Below are 21,855 nucleotides of genomic sequence, written 5' to 3'. Positions count from 1 at the left end.
ATGAAAAAAATTTACTTCTCCTTAATGCTTATCAATGCTTTTTCTCCAGCACTATTAGCAGGTTCCTTTCTACCCAATCAATCCGATTATTACTACAAATTAGGTGGCACCTCCAATTTGTACATTCCTCCTATCAACAAAGACCAAACCATTACGATTGGTGGTAATGTCGATAGTCGATTAGGGTTTAGCTGCAATGGCTTTAATCCCGTGGTATCAATCAGCAATACTTTTCAAGATTTAAAATCCTCTGTGGTTAACATCCCTGGCGGCATTATTGAGAATTTGAAAGGCTCAGTCATTGGCTATCCCCTCTATAAGCTGCAGCAATCCATGCCGGGGCTTTATAACGTTTTACAAAACACCGCAGCAGCGGCTATGAATGAATTTACCGTGCGGGTTAAAGATTGCCAGGATGTGAAATTAGCGTTAGAAGCTGGCCAATCGCCAATTGAAAACATGCTTTCTGTCTCCGATAGCCAAGGCTGGCTTGACGCGGCAAAACGAGCTAAAACGAGTAACGTGGATGTCATGCAGGTGTCAAAGACTCTGGCACAAAAACGCGATGAGTATGGGCTACCTTGGATAGGCCACCACCAGGGTAATGCAGGTGGAAAATACCAGCGTCCGATTAGAGTCATCAATGATGTGGTGATTGCAGGCTACAACGTGCTACTACAGCGTGCACCTTTAAATAATGAACAACCATCCGATGCACAGACGCCAATGACTCAAACTTGGGCCTCACCCCTCATCGCTGCCGATTGGGCAGTCAAAGTGTTAGGTGATATTCATGTCAGTGCCAACGATGAGAGTACGAAATCTAGCAATCACGATACCAAAGCCGGTATTGGTTTATCAGCCCTACTCCAAAGCTGTGATAGCTCCAATACCTGCACCCAAAATGTCGCTAAAGCCCTTTGGCAATTAGTCGATAAACAATGGCCGCTAACCGAAGAAAAGTTAAAACCAGTGAGCGCTTCAAATCTCATGGTGACCGATGAAATCATCACCACCCTTCAGCATATGGAGCGTGAAGAACAAATCCTCACGGTCTCCAAACTCGCAGAAGAAGTTGCCGTGCAAAATATGCTCGACAAAGCATTAATGATGCGCAAAATCTTACAAGCAGGCGGCCAAGTTCAAGAAGTACAAAATTTAAAACCTGCTCTTGGCATGGTGCATTTTGCGCTTAAAAAATTAGATGAAGAAGTTCACTCGTTAAGTTTTGAAAGTGAGGTAAGAAAGAAAATGCTTACTGATACTTTAAAGCTCATCATGGACATGAAAAAGCAGGCCATTGATAGAGCACAACCGAATGAGACAACAGTCCAAGTGCCTGTGAAAAATGGCGCAATTTATGTAAAACCCAACGCGAACGGAGCCTAATACCATGGTTGTATTTAGCCCACTTTCGCTTTATACCACCTATTTAGGTTGGCAATACTATAACATCCTGTTTAATGCTTTATGGCAAACAGGTCTTCTTTACTTAGGCTTTTTGATGGTTGCTTATCGTTTTTTAAAGCACGCCTTAGCCCCCACTGCCTCAGCTCATCATGCCGCTGAATATGCTTTAAATAATTTTTTATATGAGTTAACAATCACCTTTTTAATTTGTGCTTTTTTTGTTTATCCGTGTGTTCCCCTTGAAGCACAGGCACTGAATTTTAAGCCGCTTTGTGAAATGACCAAAAATACAGGGGAAATTAAAGCCTCAACGCTTAAAAATTCCGGCACTACTTATGATGAAGCCTTTGCTGATCTCTTGACGACGAAGGTGAAAATGCCCATTGGATTTGCGCTCCTTCAAAATTACTTTTCCAGTCTTACCTACGGCTTAATGAAAGTGACAGGTTGCACCGATAGTTTGCAAGCCATTGAGGGGGATTTAGTCTCTATTTATCTACCTATGGCAGTGCGTGAGTCTGCCTTAAATTTTCATCGTCAATGTTTTTTAGAAGCACGCAACCGCTATGGAAGCGAAGCGCACGATAAAGAACAAGTCGATAAACTACTTAAGGATTATGGTGGAGAGGATGATTTAAATTGGATGGGGTCAAAAGTATATCAAACCCTTTATTACGACAACCTACACGCACGCTCACCAGTGACAGGATTTAATTTTACTGAAGCACCCAATAACAATTTAAAAGACGCCTCTGACCGAGGTGACATTGAAGCAAAGCATTTACCTAATGAAGGGTATCCCACGTGCAATGCATGGTGGACAAAACTTCGCCATGATTTAGTTAGCATTGCAAATAATGCAAGCCTTTTTGATGAGCATCTTAATTATTATGCCGTCTTAGATAGAGTTCGTACTTTTAAAGAAAACCATCCCAAAGCTTGGGATTCGCAACTTTCTTCCGAAGATTACGTTGCCAAAATGCTTCTTAATGATAATAAAGATTTGCAGACCCATAGCATGCGAAATTTAATGGATAATACCAATAGTGCAGTTTCTGGAGCCCTCTCACATGGACTAGTCAATTTAGGTCAATGGGCTAAATCATGGACCTCAACCCCTTTAAAACGCGAGGCCATTATGCAAACCCTACCCGTCATGCAAGCCTTTCTTTATTTCTTTCTCATCATCCTAACTCCCTTAATTCTTTCCTTAAGTGGCTATAGTCCGAAAGCTTTAGGTAGCTTATGTGGTTTATTCATGATGACGATTTTCTTGCAATACCTCTGGCATTTAGTTGGGTTTGTAGAACGAAGTGTGTTAGACCCACTTGGTAATAATGATGTGGTTGCTGCTATGCGCAATATGGCAGTGATGTTTTATTTTATTGCCCCGATGGTGCTGCTTCGACTCTCTTATCATTTTGGAGGAGAAGCAGGAGCAGGTTTGATTAATTTGATTGATGAAGCAGGTCAACAAAGCGATCAACTAGCCCATTCAGGAATAACTGTTCTAAACCAAGGAGCAAAAATAGCAAGGAAAGGAAACTAAAATGAAAAACACATTATGTATCACCACGAATATGTTTGGCGCATTCAGCACCTGTTATAGAGCCACTCTCACGCAATCGTCGTGCTTTTATAGCCACAAACCGAGCTTTAGGTCTCTCATCAGAAGCAAAAGCGATCACTACTTCCAAAACAACAATTACCAATCGCCAAAACACAGACACGCTTTTTTTAGTAACTACCCACACCATTTTCCTTTTAGTCATCGGAAGAATACCCATGTTTATTAAATTTTTGCGCTTTTTCATTGTAACGTTCATTCCAATTGTTCTGCTAGTTTGGCTTATCGTCCTTCTCTCCCAGTACATTAATCTCAATGAGCCATTTAAGCAATTAGAACACTTTTTAAAGTCTCAAACGGTTTTCTGGCTTCTATTTCGAGCAAATATTTATGCTGTTCTGTACTACTTATGGCCATACACTGTTCAATGGCGTATCACAGCGGTTAACGAAATTCCCACGCCTGAACAAATCAAAAAAATTTTGTTGGCACGCAATTATCTTTTAGTTGCCGTAGTGCTTCATGAACTACTCAATTTCTGGAAATAATAATGGCTGATTATCCCGTAGAAAATCTTCTACGCGAGCCTACCGAGTTTTACACCAGTGTCGTTTGTGGACTTCTAGCCCTGCTTACTGCGAGCAAGCCGCACTTGTTTTTATTAACTCCACCTATGGCTTATTTTACAACGAGTATTCTTCTATTTTTAACTTTTATGCGGGGACTTCAGGGCTTACGCGTCAAACGATACCACAGACGTTTAGTGGCGATGCCCTTTTATGCCCTGTCTACCACACAAATTCCTCTTTCATCGAAATGGCTTTTCCTAGGTAGGGGATTTCGCTGGCTGCCTCACCACACGCAACGCTTGCATCAAATTAAGCAAATTAAAAATGAATCCTTCTTACAAAAAGGTAGGCTTTATGCGTTTATTCAAAGTTTTTGCCAACATCATGAACACCATTTTTTAGCTAAGCGATTGAATTCCCCTTATCAACTCAACCCATTTAGACCGCCATCACACGTTGGTGGTAGCCCCTACTTACACGGATTAGGTGGAAAAGATAAACCTGTTTTTATCCCTCAAGAAGTGCGAGCAGGCCATACCTTTGTGGTTGGTACAACACGTGTCGGCAAAACACGACTTGCCAGTATTCTCATAAATCAAGATATTCGCTCAGGGGATGCTGTCATTGTGGTTGACCCCAAAGGTGATTTAGAACTCGTTCGTGATATGTATTCTGCCTGTAAGGCGGCTAATCGCCTTGATGATTTTCGAGTGGTGCATTTGGGTTTTCCTGAACTATCGGCACACTACAATCCCTTGCAAAACTATGACCAGATTAGTGAAGTTGCAACACGTATTACCGATGCCATTGCGGCTGTTGGGGAAGGAAAGCAATTTGCTGCGTTCGCTTGGAAATACGCCAATATCGTCGCAATCTGTCTTGAAGAAATGAATCAGCCCATCACCTACAAATCCATTGCTTTCTACATAACTCGCCTTGACCAGTTACTGATGAGCTATGCGGATTGCATTATGCCTTCACGGTTTCCTGATTATCAATCGAAGATTGAGCAAGTCATAGCCAATAACAATTGCCGCATTGATAAATTCGGCAAAACGCCAGAACCGATGGATAGAACTAAAGCCGTCATTCATTATTTGAAAGATTACATCTACAAAACCATTGCCACAGGAAGCATGGAAAGTTTGCAAGACCAAATTATCATCGACTTATACGATGCGGCCATCATGGATAAACACTATTATGACAAAATTACCGCAAGCATCGGACCGGTGCTATCGGAAATTAATAAAAGCAACGCTTCATCCATTTTTTCTTTTCCTAAAACGACGAATGAAATTGAATTAATGCGGGTCATCAAAGAAAAGAAAGTTTTTTATTTAGGCTTAGATAGTTTAACTAATTGCAACGTGGCGCAAGCCGTTGGTAAGGCATTTTTATCCGACCTAGTCTCCACTGCAGGTAAACTGTACAAAGAAAATCCTACTAATTACCGACTTAATCTTCATTGCGATGAGCTTTCAGAAATTATCCAAGACTCTTTCGTCAAAGTCTTAAACAAAGCAGGAGGTGCCGGCTTTCAGGTCACCGCCTACGCGCAAACCAAACAAGACTTAGAGGTTGCTTTAGGAACACGTGCCAAAGCGGAAGTCACAGAGGGGAATTTAAATACCCTAATTATGCTAAGAGTAAAAAATGAAGAAACCGCTCACCTTCTAGTAAAGTCTCTACCCACTGTAGATATCATAACAAATACTCAAGTCTCGATGGTTAATGACACCCCACATGGTGATGAGGGGATTTATTTTAGTACTACCAATGAAGATCGCCTACAAACAACCCCTGTTGCTATGGTTAATGTCGATGACATCATGTCCCTTCCCAAAGGACAAGCTTTTGTTTTAGTCAATGGTGGTGAGCTTTATAAAATCAGAATTCCGTTTCCATTAAACGATGGACTTGCCCCAAAAGACCTCAAAACTGCCATCAGAATCATCAATCAATTACCCTCAACCCCTCCTGGAGACTTTCATGAAAGCTAACCTTGAGTTAACTTTAATAACTCGCGAAGTTCATTACTGTTTTGTTAGAAAAGTAAAAGACAAGCGATACTTGATACCTGCGATTCAACATCGAATCAATCGGTTAATGAATACTTCACAGCAGAATAATGAACAGGCAACTCTTCTTCTTAAGGAGTTTAAAGGTAAAATAACCGAACTCACTGATCATTTTATTGCTGAAACAACACGATTTAAGGAACTGCTGCAGCAAAAAGCCCTTTTTCACAATAAACCCATCCATTTTATAGGACAGTTTCGAAAAAAAATGATTCTCGAGAATGAGTTAAGTCCACTGCTTGCCTATTTTTTAGAATGCTATGACCGTTTAGTTGCGATTTTAAAATTACTGCACCTTGCAGGCTGCTTTAATAGTGAAAAAGACTTCAAACATACTTTAAATAATTATCATAAAATGGCAAATCACTTATTTTGTTTTTTACTCTTTACACCTGCAATTAGCCAATAGACTCTAAAAACAACTCATTAAGTATGAAACTTAAAATACCAAGTAAAGGGGTTATTGCATAATGAATAAAGCATTATTCGAAAATTTTTTGATTTTTAGAGGAATTCAATGATGACTCAACAAAGAAAGGATTCCACATTATCTCTCATTGTAGACACCTATTCAGCGGTACGACCCTCAGAAACAATCAGCCAAGTGAACGAGCATTTTAGCTTTGATGAGGAAAATCCCTCAGATTCAGATTTATCAAAAAAACAATTACTTTCAGAGCAAAGCCTATTTGGCAAAGCCGCGAGAAAATTCTCAGCACTTAAATGGTGGAAAAAAGGATTGATTGGTTTAAGTATCGTTCTTGTTTTTTCTTTCGTAGGCTTAATGTTCTCAATTGTTTGGGCTATCGCTTTACCTATAATAATCCTCGTATGTTATGCTACTATTTCTTATCTTTTCAATGACTATATAGGGCATAAGAACACCAATTTAAAATATGACCTAATAGATAAAGAAACTCGATTCCGTGAGCAGCAACGAGAACGGTCTCTTACATCAACCTATAAACGTGTGAAGGAGGCTACAGATAATATTATGAAGGATTTCGATGAAAACAATAATAAAATGGCCAATGCTATCGAAAGATTGGACGGATTGACAGTTATGGCTGAAGATGCAAATGAGAATATTTCTAAATTTTTGCTAGAAGAACCGACAGTTAATCAATTGACTGCTGAACTAAAACAAAAAACAGACCAGCTCACAAAAATAACTGAAGAGTATGAGGCGCTTAAACAGAGGTTTACTCAAGCTGTTAACAAAATTGAAGAGGAATTAATAAGCTTAAAGCAGGTCAAGCAAGAAAGATGGGGAGGTGCTGAGGGTACAGATAAGATTTTTGATTTGTTTAATAAAATGAAAAGTCATAATGTTGAGCTTAGAAAAAGTTTGGAAACAAGGAATGAACAATTAAAAAAAGCAGAGCAACAAATCATACAGTTGACCAATCTGTTAAAAGAAGCCAAAGCAATCATCGAAGCACACGATCGCGAGGATTCCAATATCGGCCCTACATTAAACTAATTAACCAAGATTTTTTCAGGAATGGCCATATAAATGTCTCCTGTAATCATTGGAATCAGATAGCTCGCCGTTCTGCGACAAGCTGTCTGACACACGATATGTTACAGTTAGTCATCAAATAAATTCTGAAATCAATGATTAAATCAACCGAAATAAGCTCTCTTCAGTTCTAATCTTTCATTTTGGCTAACTTACTTCGTGATCTACAATTTGATTGAACAAGCGACAAATTTCGAGTCTTTATTTTCTTTTTTCTTTAAAGTAATATGCACGGGATTTTAATTAATCGTTTTACTTAATGGAAAAATAAAGGAGATGTAATGGATCTTATCACTATCAATTTTCAAGAAAAATTAATTCTCAAAAAAGACAATAAAAAAATAGTAATTATTGCCTATCCAAACAAAGGATTTAGTGGAATCTCCATTGGAGTCGATGCGCCACAAGCTATCTCGGTAAATCGTGAAGAGATTTTTAAAAAAAAGATAAAATGAGTTAGAGCATCCTAGAGGTGACCGATTTCAGAAATTTATATTATTTTATAATAAGAGACTTTGAAGCTTTTCCGCCGAAATCTCGAATAGGAATTAATGGAACCGTCAATAAAATTTTATCAAATAAAATAAGGAAATTTTTTTCCAATCCACAACTAATATTTTTATTTAATTCATCGAAATGGTTTTACATGAGCTTGGAAATTTAGGCAGAAATAATAAAAGGTGATAATTTCAAATAGTACACAGCTGCGCATCCCATATAAAACATTTTATTATGGTGGTTCGACCAGTAGAAATTGTAGTCATTGCTTTTAGTATTATGCTAGTACAAAAACAAAAAGCCTTAATTACCCAAAAACGAAGAAATGTTATCATGATTCATTACAATTTATAAACAATTCAAAGCCTCATCCCCGCGGGTTAGTGACTATGCTCATTATCTATTACAACACCTAAAAAACCACCTATACTTATCGGTTTTTGCTCAATTTGGTGTTTTTTGATAAAATTCATGCTTTGTAAACACAACCCAAGGAAGAAGATATGCATCATAATTTGACTAAAAAAGCGATTTTAAAATCAAAACATAATTTAACTCATGGTTCAAAAACAATTATTACTATCAGTGTAGGTCAACCCAATCATGAGGGCGATAAATTATTGTCTACTCTGATCGCTGCAAATAAGCAGTTTTCATTTATACGGATTATGGTCTGTGACAGCTTGCAAAGACATACTATGAAAATAACATCTCCTCTTAGCATAGAGGAACTCCACGATATATCAGTTCAGCTTGGTAGTGAGTGGATAGAGCGCAATAATATGTACATAAAAGCTTTGACCGTTCCCTATCATATCTCAAGGTGGGATGAATGGCTTTATCACCCAGATTTTAATTATAAACAAAGGGTTATCTCAGATTTGTATTTAAATGATTCGTCATTTAAAAGTAGTATACTTGATACTGTAAATGAATTTATCACTAGAAATCCCGAACGATTATTAGTTGACAGCCAAACAGCATTTAATTTAAGCAGAGATTATTTATTAGAAGAATGTGCTGTTATGTTGCTTTTGGCAGATGAAGAGTTTGAATATGAAATTTATCCAAGCCAGCGGAATAAAGCCTTAGATTATGTCTATCAAGCAGTCATCTCAAAAGTAAACAGCAAACTAATGCAGGCGGTTTCAATCAAATTTAAAAACATTAGCTATAATGAGATTAAACATGAACTGGCATAATTCGAAAAATGAAGAAAAACTTTTGGAATTTAGAGCAGTTTTTTTCATTATTTCCTGTACATCTTTACATGATTGATGTTCATGGACGATATCAATCATGTAATGAAATGCAAGCACAAGATTTTGGCCTTAATGATATTAGAGATATAGTTGGCAAAACTAATTATGATATTCCAACTCTTAAAAAACACCCTTCTGTAGTCGAGATCCTTGAAAAAAACAATAAGCAAGTCCTCACTGAAAAAAAACCCTTAGAGTTTTATGAGCCAGGGTATAGGCAAAATGGCACATTGACTCACTTCAAATCATACAAGATACCTATTTTTCAAAGCAATGATTTAATGGGTTTGATTGGAATCTCGTTTGATTTATCTAACGAGGCAGAACGCATAGGAAGTTTGGTTCAAAAAATTGATCAAACTGAACTTACCCTTAATAATATAATAGATAATCTCCCTGAGCATATCTATTGGCTTGACAAAGAAAATCGTTTTTTAGGTTGCAACCAAAATCAAGCCAAAGATTTTGGGTTAAAAAATAGCAATGAAGTAATCGGTTTTCCCGTTTCAAGTTTTCAAACAAAAGAAAATGCGCATACATTAATATTAAATAATAATAAAATTCTAAAAGAAGGGATCTCTTTATCGGCAGAGGAAACTTACCAAAACCCTAATGGTGAAACTCAATACTATCTTTCCAAAAAAGTTCCATTAAAAAATAATGCTAATGAAATAGTGGGCATTGTAGGTATTTCTGTAGATATAACCGAGCAAAAAAAATTAGAAATTTCATTGCGTGAAGCAAGAGACGCCGCCGAGGCTGCTAATCATGCTAAAACTGAATTCCTTGCAAATATGCGCCACGACATTCGCACACCACTTTCAGGTATCGTTGGTTTCGCAGAACTACTTAAATCTGAAGCGCAGGATTCACGTATAAAAGAATATGCAGAAAACTTACTTGCCTCAAGTAATGCCCTTAGGGATTTCTTGGATGAAATTCTCGAAGCCGTACGTGTTAGTTCCGGTGAAATACCTATGTTAAAAAAGAAATTTGACTTGAAAGCAACCTTTGAAAAAATAATTGATCTTTACTTAGCTAAAGCACATCAAAAAGATTTGGAATTAACACTTACTATTGATCCTAAACTCCCCTCTTATGTAATAGGAGATAAAATCAGATTACATCGTATCATTCTTGAATTAATTGGGAATGCATTAAATTTTACCGATAAGGGGAAAGTGGCTGTAAATGTAGATATGGCTAAACGAAAAAATAGACAGATAATTATTAAAGCAACAGTAATAGATACCGGCATTGGTATGCCAAAAGATAAACAGCAAGAGATCTATCTACAATTTAAAAGACTAACTCCTTCTTACCAAGGTATTTATAAAGGCGCGGGACTTGGCTTGTATATTGTTAAACAATTTATTGATGAATTAGATGGTGAAATTTATGTAGAGAGTGAACCTAATAAGGGTACATGTTTTACTTGTTTGCTTCCTCTGCAATTGCCGCTATTAGATGATGCTTATGGTATAGATACCATTGGTGAAGCTGAAATAGAGCAGCCCTATTTACAACCTATTACAGTTCGACAATTACCAATAAACAAAATAGGTGAACATTCCAGTTCAAATAAACCACGCATTCTCATTGTTGAAGATAATAAAATAGCTCAACTTGTTGCTCAAAAGATTCTGTCAGCATTGGACTGTATTGTTGATATTGCTTCTGATGGACAAGAAGCACTTAATCTCTTCTCTTCTAATACATACAATTTAATTTTCATGGACATTGGATTAGGGGCAGGAATGGATGGCTATGAAGTGACAAACCATATCCGAAGCAACCAGTTAGCATCACATTACACACCTATTGTGGCTCTTACCGCTCATGGCAGCGAAGAAAATAAAGAACGATGTATACGAGCTGGCATGGATACAGTTCTTACTAAACCTCTTACTCACGCTCATGCAGCGGATATGATTAAGGCTTTCATTCTTGAAGAAAATGTTCCACAAGATACCAATGTGCCTACTGTTCGTCGTGATTTACCTGATACAGACGAGGAATTATTTCAGCTTAACCAATTTGCTTTGCTCGATTTTGAATTAGGGCTTAAAACTTATACATCTAAATCAACCTATATCGAATTGCTGCAACTGTCATTAGAGGATACGGCAAATGAATTAAAAAGAATGAAACAAGCCTTCACCGAAAAGGATTTTGCTTTAGTAGAAAAAATAGCACATAAACTTAAAGGTGGTGCGGAATATATTAGTACAGTTCGTATGAAATATGCCTGTCAGTATCTCGAACGCTATTGTAAAACGGGAGCAACCACACTGTTCAAACCCTTATATTATCAAGCAATTCAGGTCATTACAGAGACACAAATTGCTGTAAAGGAATGGTTAAATAAAAATGAATAATCCAGGTTCTAATTGTCAATTCTATTTATTAAATTTTTTTTTATGGTATCCACGGTTAATAAGAAGCATTCGTTTTGGAATGACCACATACAAAGCTGGAAAGAAAGCGGGTTAAGCCAGCCTGAGTATTGTGAAGCCCATGGAATAAAGTTATCGATTTTTTCGTACTATCGGTATATTTATTTAAAGATCACATCACCGATTGGGTTTGTCTCGATTAAGCCTAAGGTAGAGAAGGCTCCATTGTCAGTTAATTCACTTCAACTCTTACTACCAAATGGCATTCGTGTAATGATAGCCGCCGAAGTACCAGAGCACCTATTAAAGATGGTTATAAATATAGCGGGACAAACCCCAGGTAATCTCCCCCTTTTTAACTGAAACCATAAGTAGAGGAATTAGGCAACTAATGCCATCCGCAATCAGTGATGATTTCGGCCGAAAGCTGCATTAGGGGTAATATTCTTCTGGACGCACCAGCCAAACCCCCTTTATTTTTTCTTTATCAAAGATAATTTTTAATTTTTCACTGACTAATAAATTACTGTGGTATTCTTTGTCGCGGGCTAAAGGGTGCGCTCCCATGCATCCTTTCTTATAAGTTAAGTAATGGAAACCATAACCGGAGCGGTCATAAACCGTTTTTTCTTTATCAATTCCCTCTATTTCGACTGTTACATTTAAAAAAGAATACCCTTCTAACTCCCCATCGACACATATAATCCTTGCTGGAAAAAATTGCACTTCATTAGGAGCGATTTCTTCCAAGATGTCTTGAACTCTCTCGTTAATTAGCGGAACCATCGCATTGTTATCTAAGCAATCAAACTTTAATGCCCGTGCTTTAGGAATTTCAAAATTTACTACCGGCACAGCGCTAAACTCCTCTGGCTCGAGCTTACGACCTGCTTTTAATAAAAAGCGATCGGGCGAACAGTCCGTATCATATTCTCCAATTTCTTTGTTTAAAATATTATCGGAAGGATTCCATAAATAAATCATGTTTTATTCCTCCTACCACTTGGTGGCCTCGGGTCTAAGATTCTTGTTCAAGCCAATATTACCTGCTCGTAATTCCTGGCGTAATGCAGATAACACTTTTCTTGTTTCTGCCCGATATTGCTGTTGGGTCCACCCTTGAGCTCTCCCTTGCTCTACCACTGTATCCAAGCGTCGAGCCACTTTTACACTGTAGCTATTAGTATGCCGGCCCTGGTGAATGGAGCGCGTTTTATGCAGAGAAGGATCGGTAGGTAAGTATATCTTATTAGCGCGCGAATTAATATTGATGCCTGCTAAAGCAAAAGCTTGATGGTTTTTTGTATGGCTATTGGTATTACTAGCAATATGATGGTCTTGAAACCCTTTTGTAACCGCATTACGGTTAAAAGAACCCCCATTAACTGGATTACCACCGAGCGGCCTATTGCCGCCCTGGACCACATTAATCCGAGGTTGGACATTGACCCCACCATAAACAAAAAATGAATAACGGTTGGTCCCTCTAGAGTCCTCTTTATGCACTTCATGGCGGACACTCGCAGGAACCCATAAACACTCTTTAGTCACCTCTTTGTTTTGTTCTTCTTCATCGCTGAAATGGGCGTTAAAAAAACCCCAAGCTAGCTTTAAATCCTTTTCCCTTTGCTCATGAAAAAGATGCTTGGATTCTTCAGCAGCTATACGGTCAACAGCCTTATCATCCCCATGCTCAAAAGCCATCTCGATATCAGCATAAGGGCTATGTGGAAAGTGGGAAGACATCTTATCAGTAAGCTTCCACTTGTCCTCTTGACTCATGGTACTTAAGACTGCTTTAGGAATTTGTTCACGCCATTTTTTAAAGGTAGACATCGTGTGTTGAAGCACTCTGTCCTGCTCTTGCTGATACACCTTATAGGCATGTAATGTAAAATAATTGTATGCAAAAGAGATCCCAAGCAAGGCATTTAAAGCTTGGATTGATTCTTTATTCGCTTGGCGGATACCACTTAAATAACGAATCAAGGCAGATATCCTGCTCAGCTCCCTTAAGCGGCCAAATTCAGGTAAGTATTGGGCAAACTCATCGTAATGGGTTGTAAATTTATGGGCAAAGATAAATTCGGGTGAGTAACGATTAGGCATGCCCGCATGCTGGGCCATTTCCGTAGTCACTTTGTAAATCAAGGGCATATTGCTGCTATTGGCAATGACCTTTCCATCCCCATCTCGTGGTTGGGTATATAGCCGGATTAAAGTATCGCGATATTCTCGTGTTGGGAAAAACGATTTTACAACCTCCTGGTTTTCCCAATAATACAACTTGGCCTCTGCATGAATAAAAATCATGGCATGGCCTATAATGGTTCGTTTCCCTTGTGATAGCTCCTGAAATTGTTGAGGAGTTAGCACATAAATGGGCCATCCTTCTTCATCATCCAAAACATCATGAAGTTCACCATTAATGTCCCTTTCCATACGGTGCTTTTTAACCACCATCTTAACCGTATCAACGCCAATTCGAGTGGTTTTATTTTCATCCTGACCTTGCTCATCAACAAAGAGATTCAACTCTTCTGCCTCAATCCAAAAACGATGGAGCTGGCCTGAATGCTGCGTACTTTGAAAATCTTTGATTATTTTGCGCAAATACCCAGGCAAATGCTGAATCATGTCGTCAACTGGCCGTTGGGCAAAGGGATAATAACCTTGGACTTCCTGGTCTGTTGTCAGGAATTTAAGGATATAATCCGTCATCAACATGGTATTGAATAATTCAGTTTCTAAAAGTTGGTTTGGTGCATAGCGCATTTTGTTAAACGGATGATAAGGTTTATTGGCATCCGCCGGGTCGAGGCTAAAAATAGCCCCTTGCAGGTTTTTTTCCAGCATCTCCTGAAAGTCATATAAGGTAAATAATCGCTCATAACTAGGCCTGTCTTGACTCCAGGGCGTTAAATAAAACTCAATCTCACCGGTCTTATAATTGATTTTTGCCCCATTAATGGCCCGATAAATGGTCACTTCCTCATCCTTAGGAAACGGCAAGGTGCGTGTTGGATTGAGCCAGCCGTCCTTGTTTCTATCGACCATAATCCAGGGTGAAGTCAGCCGTTGTTCGACGTCTAAAAAAGTCCAGCCATTATCGAACAATAATTCTTCCATCAATTCGACCCGAAACTGGTTTTCCAAAACCGGATCATATTCCTCCTGGTACCAGTTTTTTAAACACGCTTCATACGCTTGATACAAAATGGTGACCGAATCATGGCCGAGAGGAATGGCTGGTGCATGGGATTTATTATGGTCGTAAATGGCAACCATGGTTTTAAGCAGGCGGCGCATCAAGTGTAGGGTTTTATGTTCTTCTTTTACCAGCGTGATATTTGATTTTGGACTCTCAAGAAAAGGAAAAACGTCCACAAGGTTTAAGGTTCTTTCCTTCAAGACAGGAAGAATCTCTTGCAAGACTTTGTTTTGATAAGTGAACGATGACAGGCCTTTTATAACTGCAGTATTGATATAAATTTCCACATTGGGCGTGCAATGGGGCGCAATGCCTACTGCGGTTAAATAGAGTTTTAAAGCGAGTTGCTCATCAGCCATTTGCTCGGTAGGGGACTCTGAAACACTGGCTGCCCGTTGCAATTGGAAACCCACTTGCAAAAAAACATTGGCAAGCACTTCCCGGTTACATTTATCAAGTAACGCAGGGATCCAATCAAGACAGTGAAAAGCACTTTCTCGGTAAGCGTCTGCCTCTTTTTCCTCAGCTTCCCTCCGGTGCTTGTCTTTTTCAAACAAGAAAAGCAATTTGACATAACGGATTAATTCCGTTAATTCCTTTATTTCACTGCTAGTTGATAGGCGCTCTTTTAACACCAGAAGAAGGTTTTTTGTTTCTTCATACCCGTCAAATTGTTGGAACAGACCAGGCTCTAGCTTGCCCTCATCAGAATGCCACGATAACGTCAGGGTATAGGCAAATAAGTTTCTGAAATGGCTATCATAAAAAAGCGGGATTAGGATTGGCAGGAGCCCATCCGGTGCTCGTTTAGCAAAATCAGAGAGTTTTTGCATGGCTGAAATCAGGGACTGGTGTTCTTTAGCAGGCTTTTCTGCCAAAGCAATGATTTCAAAAACACCTTGATAAAAAGTGTCTATTGAAACCTGCTGGCCCGTTTTGGGTACCTGTTGCGATAAATAATCAATAAGCTTTGTTAAAGCAGGGCCATAATAGCGCCCTGATAAAAAATCCATGAGTATTTTTACGGCCAGTTGTACCGTTAAGGCTTCCTTTGGAACGGTTGCCGCTTCAAGTTGGGAATAATCCCTTTTTGCGTGCAGCAAATCAAAAATATGGGCATAGTTCATGCCTGAAAACGAATAATGAGTTGAGCTAAAAGGTTTCTTTTCTTTTTCTCGGGGCGATAAAGGGGTATGCTGGCATTGTTTGAGGAATTCTGTGTGCGCTGCCCTAAATGAAAAGGAATAGGGGATTGTTTTGCCTTCCCTTAAATGCCCCACAATATCGACAGCGGACTCCTCATCCACGTCTGCTTCTCTTGCTGCATCCAAACTTGCATCAAAATGCCGTCTTTTAGTTGGATCAGAGAGTACTTCATAGGCAGCATTTAGGTGTTGCATGCGTTCAGTACTTCCCCCTCTATCAGGATGCGCCTGTAAAGAGAGTTTTCGATAGGCATTTTTTATTTCATTCGGGGTGGCTTCCTTGGGAACACCAAGAACTTCATATAAATCTCTCATCTCATTATTCCTGCTTAATTAAATTGAATATCGAATGAAGGTTGTGCGATTTCGGTCGCTTTTTGGCGCCAGTAGGCCGCCTTTTCATCGTTGTGAAAAAAAGAGCCATATAATTGGCTAAGAGCTAATTGCTGGTCTTTGTTCGCTTCTTGGGCAAGCCTTTCCAGTGACACCAAGGCTTCGCTATGCCCAGAGCGTGCTGCATGAAGATAAGAGGAAAATACCTGTTTAAAATCGCCTGGCTTATTTTCTTCGGTTAATTGGGCTAACTCTAAAGCGCTTTGCTCGGTTTCTTTATCCGATGCACTTGATGGGATAGATGGTGTTGATGAACTCGTCTTGGCACTGGATGGTTTATCACAAAGGGCTTTTTGCATTTTCGACGCTTGAGTTAGCCCCTTATTTTGCGGCACTTCATGGGTGCTTGCCTCTGCTTGCATTTGGGCTAGACTTTTAAACGGGCCTTCCTCTTTTGCCCTAATTTGTTCAGCGATGGTTCTATACACTTCATTGGAAATGCCTTCAAATAATTCGGGGTTTTCACTGAGTACTAGCATGCTTGGGTGGAGGTGGTGCTTAAACTCTGTTTCGTAAAGCGACACTTTCGAAAAGGTTGACCAAAACCCACCAAGCTCTTTATCTTCTGAGAACGTACAGTCATGTACGACGATTGCTTTATGATTAAAGGGGGCATGGGGATGGTTTTTTCCAAACACCATGAACGCAGTCCATAAATACCTTACAATTTTTGATGTTTCCCCTGTATTTCTAATTTCTATAACAATGGGGTGTTCTTCTGAGGGAGGCTCCTTATTTACAAGGTAAAGATTGGCGATAGCCATTGCAAATTTGACACGCGCAGAAGGTGTTTTGGGGAAAAGCAGAGGGTTATTGAGGAGTGTTTCAATGTGCTGCTGTTTTTCCTTTTCTTTATCCAACTCTTTGGCTATTTTTTCTTTGCCAGCTGTTATTTGTTCATCCACTGTTTTATATTGCTCGCTGGAAACGCCTTCAAATAACTCAGGATTTTCCGTCAGGACGAGCATCTCTTGAGTGAGATAATGTTTAAATACCGTTTCATAGAGTGATTTTGCGGAAAAAGTTGACCAAAATCCCCCTAATTCTTCCTCAGGATAGCGTTCTGAGCTTCCGCTGATCACTATTGCCTCATGGCCAAATGCCCCATCCGGATGGTGTTTTCCAAATACCATTAATGCAGTCCATAAATATCTGGCAAAACCAGCCGGCCCCTTGGTATTCACTTGAATTGGGTATGTTTTCGAAGGGAGGCCGAAGTATCCAAGCAGTAAGTTGGCAACACCCATTGCAAATTTGACGCGCGCAGAAGCTGTCTGAGGAAAGAGAGAGCGATCGCTTAGAAGCCGATAAATTTGCTGCTTCCTTTCCTCGATTCTTTTGAGCTCCTCGGAAGAATAGTCCTCGTCGGAACCATGATCAAAAAACTCTAAATAAAGCCGGTGATTTTTTCGCATAAACACTCCTTGTCATAATTAAAAATAAATTTTATTAAAGTCGTAGTCGAAAAATGAGAATGTGGTTTTGGGAAATTATCCTTTGAAGTATGATTCAGCCTATTTTCTCTCATCCAGATCGTGGAAATTGGCACTGATAGAATTTTGATTAGGCATCTTGATACTCCTCTCTAAAATCCACATCGTAAATATGACCATTTTTTGTCCGCTTAAAGTCGGTTATATGGAAATACACCCGTCTTATGGCCATCTTTGCATCTACTCTTGCCCTGAAACCATATTGTTCTGGCAATAAATCTGCTTCAAATATGGGATTTAGCAGGATAAGCATTGCTTGTTGAACTACTCAATCTTTTATACAAGTAATGCTAAGGGGACGCATCGATTTCCTATTTGCTTTTGGGATCCAAACTCGTCAAAGGGGCTGTGGTTCATATGTTTTTATCCTAAGCTCCTCCTGTAGCTTCCCAATCCATTCTTTCACTCCCGCCTGGTCAATTGCCGAAAAGGTCTCTTCGTCTATGCTATGACTACCAGCATTCCTGCGGCATTTTAAGTAGGCAATTGTCAGAATATCTTCGCGGTATATCTTGTCCCAGAGTGTGTAAAATCGGTAGTTTGGTTCAGCCTTAGCTTTTGCGTGTAATGCACTCTGTAGTTTCTGAACGATATTACTCAGTGTTCCTAGACTTCCGTCAATCACCTTGCTCTCTCTACTTATTACATTCCCTTTAAATCAGGGCCGCTTCCCTCCATCTGCATTACCAGCTCTCCTCGGTACTACCAGCCCATCCGCCATCTATAAGGTTCAATCTCAGTTCCTCACGGAACGATTGTTTAATAAGTGCCAATTATTCACCCTATAGACTTCCCCTGTTGACTATATGTCCTCTCCTGTACGCGCTATCACCACTACCTCGCTGGTACTAATGGGTTCACTTAATACTCAATCCCCAATCAGCATCGAACTTCCCCGTTATTATGGCGGGTCGTTTACCAGAAGGCATTTTCGAGGCCTGCTCAGTGTTCGCTGCGCGCTATGGCCCGCACAGTCGTTGACCTCCTAAAGAGCCTTTTTCTTCAGATGCTTTAACCCATTCGTTGCCTCCTGAGCTACTCCAAAGTACTTCCGGCTGGAGTAATAGTAACCGTGTGGGATTTGAACCCACTGAACATATTGCCCTTAGCAGGGCGCACATAACAATCGTACTGAGCGCTCTATTAAACCCTTTGTTATTGGCCCGCAAAAACTGGCTCTTTCATGGGAATGACATCGGCGCTAACGCTGATAGCATCCTCTTTTCCCTTATCGAAACTTGTAAACAACATCAGGTTGACCCTTTTGCTTGGTTCAAATACGTTCTTTCCAATATTCATAATGCCCACACCATCGAACAACTCGATTTGCTCCTGCCATTTAATGTGAATCCAGACCAATTAATCAGTATGCGAAATATACCTAAGCTAATTTTTCCTTACAAGAAGGCGGTTGGTTAAACGCTTACGGCTTATCTTCTTCCCTGGTATTCCTTTGCCAGCTACGCACTCTAAGCACTTAAAAATCGCCACCTAGAAGCAAAACCTTCGGTCGAAAAAAAGTAACTCTAATCCAGAATCCAAAACCTTATCGAAATTGATGAAACCAATACCGATAATAAAAAAACGAGTATCTCAGAAGGATAGGTTTACCATCTTTGAATCACATACTGAACAACTCAAAGAAATCACTAATAAATATAAGTTTGGTGATGGAATATAGTGGAGCTCTGGCTTATATAGAGAACACGCTTCTTTTGTCACAATTATTTTATTTCCCATCATAACCGGTATTTAGCTATAATCAGCTTAACACACCCGCCAAGCCTCTATTGACTTAGGTCAATAAGCTCAAATCGAGCGGTTTTTTTATGTCTAAAATTAAGGTGGGCGGATGGCAAGGATAAGTACAAGGAAAAATAAAAGTCCATCTGGTACCTGGGACACATGAATCAATGTTTTTCCATCCCAATGTAGAAAAATGGGCTCCTTTATTTTTAACCTTCTCTGTTAAAAGCAATAATTTGCAATTTAGTTACAATCTTTGCTAATTATTGACATTAAGACATCATTTCAGTAAAATTTGCTGCACTTCGCGGTGACAAGGAGATGAGTTGTGCCTTTACCTTTACAGGATAGAGAAAATCCTCTGTATAGCTTAACGCTTGAAGCACAGTGCGAAGTGGTTATCAAATGGCAGGAAAAGAAGATAACTCCCAAGAAGCTATTCTCTTTAACCTCTCCTTATACCGAAGAAGCACTTAAAAAGGCCTACCGTCAGTTAGCACTTCATTTTCATCCGGATAAAAATGTAGAATTAAAATCAGCGGAAAGCGCTTTTAAAATCGTAACTGCTGCTTATGATTATTTAAAATACGATATAATACCAGAAGCTGAAAAGACAAGTGCTTTTCTCGCTCTGCAGGGAAATGAGTTTTACAAACAATATGGTCTTTTAAACTCTAAAACCCATTCCACTTACTCTAATTTTTATTCCTACGGATTTAGCTCAACTTCTAAAAAACAAGCTCAGCCTCCTAAAAAAAAAGCTTACAGTGAGATGAGTTTTTTAGAGCTTCTCGCCGAAGCTAAACAAAGCCCTATTCCTGATGAAGTAATCGAGGGATTGAAGCGCTACATTCGACGCGATAAGCATTATTTAACAGTCCAAATTCGGGAAGATTTACCTGGCGTAACTACGTTTGATACTATTTTAAACATCGCTGCTTTTTATGGTGACCTCAATTTTTTCCAATGGTTGCTTGACGAAGGGGCAACACTTTATATCACTCAAGAGCGCTCTTATGAGGATGTAATCAATTGCGTCTGCTGTAACAGAGAGCACAATAAAACTATCCTACCTTATTTGTTGAAGCGTTTGGGTAGAAACATTTTTTATACCCAAACAACAGAAGGACTCTTACAGCCCCAATGGTGGCGTTTGCAAACAGCGATTAAGGGACGCCTTAAGTATGCAGCAGTATTCTTGTTGGAAGAGGTAGGTTATGCGCAACATCTAAAGGGCCATTTTTTCGACGAGGCTTGGCATGAGTCTGTAAAGGATGATGCATGGATTAAATCTCAAGACTATCAGGGTAATCGAGAGCCCATGCTGGCCTTGTGCTTAAAGTATGGGCTATTGAAGGATTTAAAACAATGCTTTTATTCTTTGATAAAATGTGATTTTCGCTCCGAAGCCTTATTAATTTTACCCAAATTACCTACCAAAGAGTTAGAAACATCCATTTATTATGCACTAAAGCTTAATCGTATTAACCTGGCTAAGGAGATATTACGCCATTATAAGGGAACTGTTTACTACACTATAATGTTGGATGCTTTATTAGTAGGCACCCAATACTGCTCTATTGAAACTCACGCGGAAACTCTCGCATGGTTGCGTGCTCTTCTTTCCGATTATGACTTCTCCCCGCTAATACTGCGTGATATCTTAAAGGATCTCATTTCAGTTAATGGCGCCGATAATCCTACACACTTGGCTATAAGCCTTCAAATACTCCCCGATGTGGCGCAACAACTCGTTTCAAGAACTTGCAAATACCAAATAGAACAGGAAATGCTAAGCGATCTCTTAAGTGAGACCTATTTTGCGGTAATGCGAAAGGCAAATGCTAGAGCTTTAGATGATGGCAATATCGGCTGCGAGAACCTTGCCCTTAAGACGCTACAAAAATTGCACGCCATCTACCCTCCCCCGATTGGCTTATTAAGGGCAGCCCTTTGGGCAGCATATCTGCGCGATTGGGAAGAAAAAAACAATCAACTAGACAGCACCATTTCCTGGTTGATTAGTTTAGGGGGGGAACCGCTAGTGTTGCCAGAGGATTATTACGAGTTTAAAGACATTACGCCGCTTCATTTTACTATCGAATATAATCTTAACGCTTTCGCACAGCAACTCTTTGAAAAAATGCGCGCAGAAAAATGTTCATTGAATGCGATAATGAGTAGAAAAGAAAAGCATCGATCCTATGATGGTCGCTATGTTTTATGCAATTACACCTACTTGCATTTAGCCATCGAAAAAGGCCAGGAGCAACTAGCAGTCAATTTAATCCACGCAGGTGCTGATATTCATCTTAACGCCACGATTGAAAAAACCGAAGAGGGCTTCATGAGCTTCTTTTCTCCCATTAGCTATCAAGAAAAAACAGCGCTTGAAATGGCTATTGAATATAAGCGCCCACAAGTCATTCGTGTTTTGCAGCTCGCTTTGCTTGATGAATACATTGAGCAGCGGGAACAAGAGGAGGAATACCTAAGTCAGTT

16 protein-coding genes are annotated in these 21,855 nt (G+C 39.4%); 12 read left to right on the top strand and 4 right to left on the bottom strand.

Annotated elements, in window-relative coordinates; translation table 11 throughout:
* Entirely contained in the window at positions 1-1,389 is a 1,389-nt protein-coding gene (locus tag B5D33_RS12005; protein ID WP_058453483.1) for an integrating conjugative element protein, read from the top strand.
* A 4-nt stretch (positions 1,390-1,393) separates the two neighbouring features.
* Positions 1,394-2,959 carry a conjugal transfer protein TraG N-terminal domain-containing protein gene (locus tag B5D33_RS12000; RefSeq protein ID WP_058453482.1) on the top strand — a complete coding sequence of 522 codons (1,566 nt, stop codon included), beginning with the start codon at positions 1,394-1,396 and terminating at the stop codon, positions 2,957-2,959.
* A gap of 13 nt (positions 2,960-2,972) precedes the next feature.
* Here the strand turns inward: B5D33_RS12000 and B5D33_RS11995 are convergent, their stop codons facing one another.
* Positions 2,973-3,182 (bottom strand): hypothetical protein, encoded by a 210-nt coding sequence (locus B5D33_RS11995; RefSeq protein ID WP_065240053.1) that lies wholly within the window; start codon positions 3,180-3,182, stop codon positions 2,973-2,975.
* A 13-nt stretch (positions 3,183-3,195) separates the two neighbouring features.
* On the opposite strand from B5D33_RS11995, the gene B5D33_RS11990 reads away from it, so the two are divergent.
* From B5D33_RS11990 to tnpA, 8 genes are all read left to right on the top strand, one after another.
* Positions 3,196-3,525, top strand: coding sequence for a hypothetical protein (locus tag B5D33_RS11990; protein WP_058453480.1), 330 nt, complete (start codon positions 3,196-3,198; stop codon positions 3,523-3,525).
* 2 nt (positions 3,526-3,527) lie between these two features.
* A complete protein-coding gene (traD, locus tag B5D33_RS11985; RefSeq protein WP_058453479.1) occupies positions 3,528-5,549 on the top strand; it encodes a type IV conjugative transfer system coupling protein TraD in 2,022 nt (673 codons plus the stop codon).
* Positions 5,539-6,036 (top strand): hypothetical protein, encoded by a 498-nt coding sequence (locus B5D33_RS11980; protein ID WP_058453478.1) that lies wholly within the window; start codon positions 5,539-5,541, stop codon positions 6,034-6,036. Before traD ends, B5D33_RS11980 begins: the two co-directional genes overlap by 11 nt.
* Positions 6,037-6,144: 108 nt before the next feature.
* Entirely contained in the window at positions 6,145-7,110 is a 966-nt protein-coding gene (locus tag B5D33_RS11975) for a coiled-coil domain-containing protein (RefSeq protein ID WP_133140983.1), read from the top strand.
* Positions 7,111-7,430: 320 nt separating this feature from the next.
* Positions 7,431-7,604 (top strand): carbon storage regulator, encoded by a 174-nt coding sequence (locus B5D33_RS16370; RefSeq protein ID WP_115304938.1) that lies wholly within the window; start codon positions 7,431-7,433, stop codon positions 7,602-7,604.
* A gap of 546 nt (positions 7,605-8,150) precedes the next feature.
* The gene (locus tag B5D33_RS11970) at positions 8,151-8,849 is read left to right on the top strand and encodes a hypothetical protein (RefSeq protein ID WP_058453476.1); all 699 of its coding nucleotides are present in this window, start codon (positions 8,151-8,153) and stop codon (positions 8,847-8,849) included.
* A gap of 8 nt (positions 8,850-8,857) precedes the next feature.
* Positions 8,858-11,287: an ATP-binding protein gene (locus B5D33_RS11965; RefSeq protein ID WP_115304939.1), complete on the top strand. Its 2,430-nt coding sequence runs from the start codon at positions 8,858-8,860 to the stop codon at positions 11,285-11,287.
* Positions 11,288-11,329: 42 nt separating this feature from the next.
* A complete protein-coding gene (gene tnpA, locus B5D33_RS17070; protein WP_411550307.1) occupies positions 11,330-11,668 on the top strand; it encodes an IS66 family insertion sequence element accessory protein TnpA in 339 nt (112 codons plus the stop codon).
* Between the two features lie 69 nt (positions 11,669-11,737).
* Here tnpA and B5D33_RS11955 read toward each other — a convergent pair whose 3' ends face one another.
* Genes B5D33_RS11955 through B5D33_RS11945 form a run of 3 tightly spaced genes read right to left on the bottom strand, consistent with a single transcriptional unit; the run spans position 11,738 to position 17,529 of the window.
* Positions 11,738-12,289, bottom strand: coding sequence for an imm11 family protein (locus B5D33_RS11955; RefSeq protein WP_058453474.1), 552 nt, complete (start codon positions 12,287-12,289; stop codon positions 11,738-11,740).
* A 12-nt stretch (positions 12,290-12,301) separates the two neighbouring features.
* On the bottom strand, positions 12,302-16,036 hold the full coding sequence (locus B5D33_RS16650; RefSeq protein WP_058453473.1) for a DnaJ domain-containing protein: 3,735 nt from the start codon (positions 16,034-16,036) through the stop codon (positions 12,302-12,304).
* A 14-nt stretch (positions 16,037-16,050) separates the two neighbouring features.
* Entirely contained in the window at positions 16,051-17,529 is a 1,479-nt protein-coding gene (locus B5D33_RS11945) for a hypothetical protein (RefSeq protein WP_058453472.1), read from the bottom strand.
* 1,152 nt (positions 17,530-18,681) lie between these two features.
* Here B5D33_RS11945 and B5D33_RS11930 point away from each other — a divergent pair.
* Together B5D33_RS11930 and B5D33_RS16365 are read left to right on the top strand one after the other, a co-directional pair.
* Positions 18,682-19,026: a transposase domain-containing protein gene (locus B5D33_RS11930; protein WP_160158678.1), complete on the top strand. Its 345-nt coding sequence runs from the start codon at positions 18,682-18,684 to the stop codon at positions 19,024-19,026.
* A 655-nt stretch (positions 19,027-19,681) separates the two neighbouring features.
* Positions 19,682-21,855: DnaJ domain-containing protein (locus B5D33_RS16365; RefSeq protein WP_214608092.1), on the top strand; the 2,174-nt coding region annotated here is incomplete at its 3' end.

It is taken from the genome of Legionella maceachernii (assembly GCF_900167045.1).
Classification (GTDB): domain Bacteria; phylum Pseudomonadota; class Gammaproteobacteria; order Legionellales; family Legionellaceae; genus Tatlockia; species Tatlockia maceachernii.
This window is presented reverse-complemented; position numbering and strand designations above follow the sequence as displayed.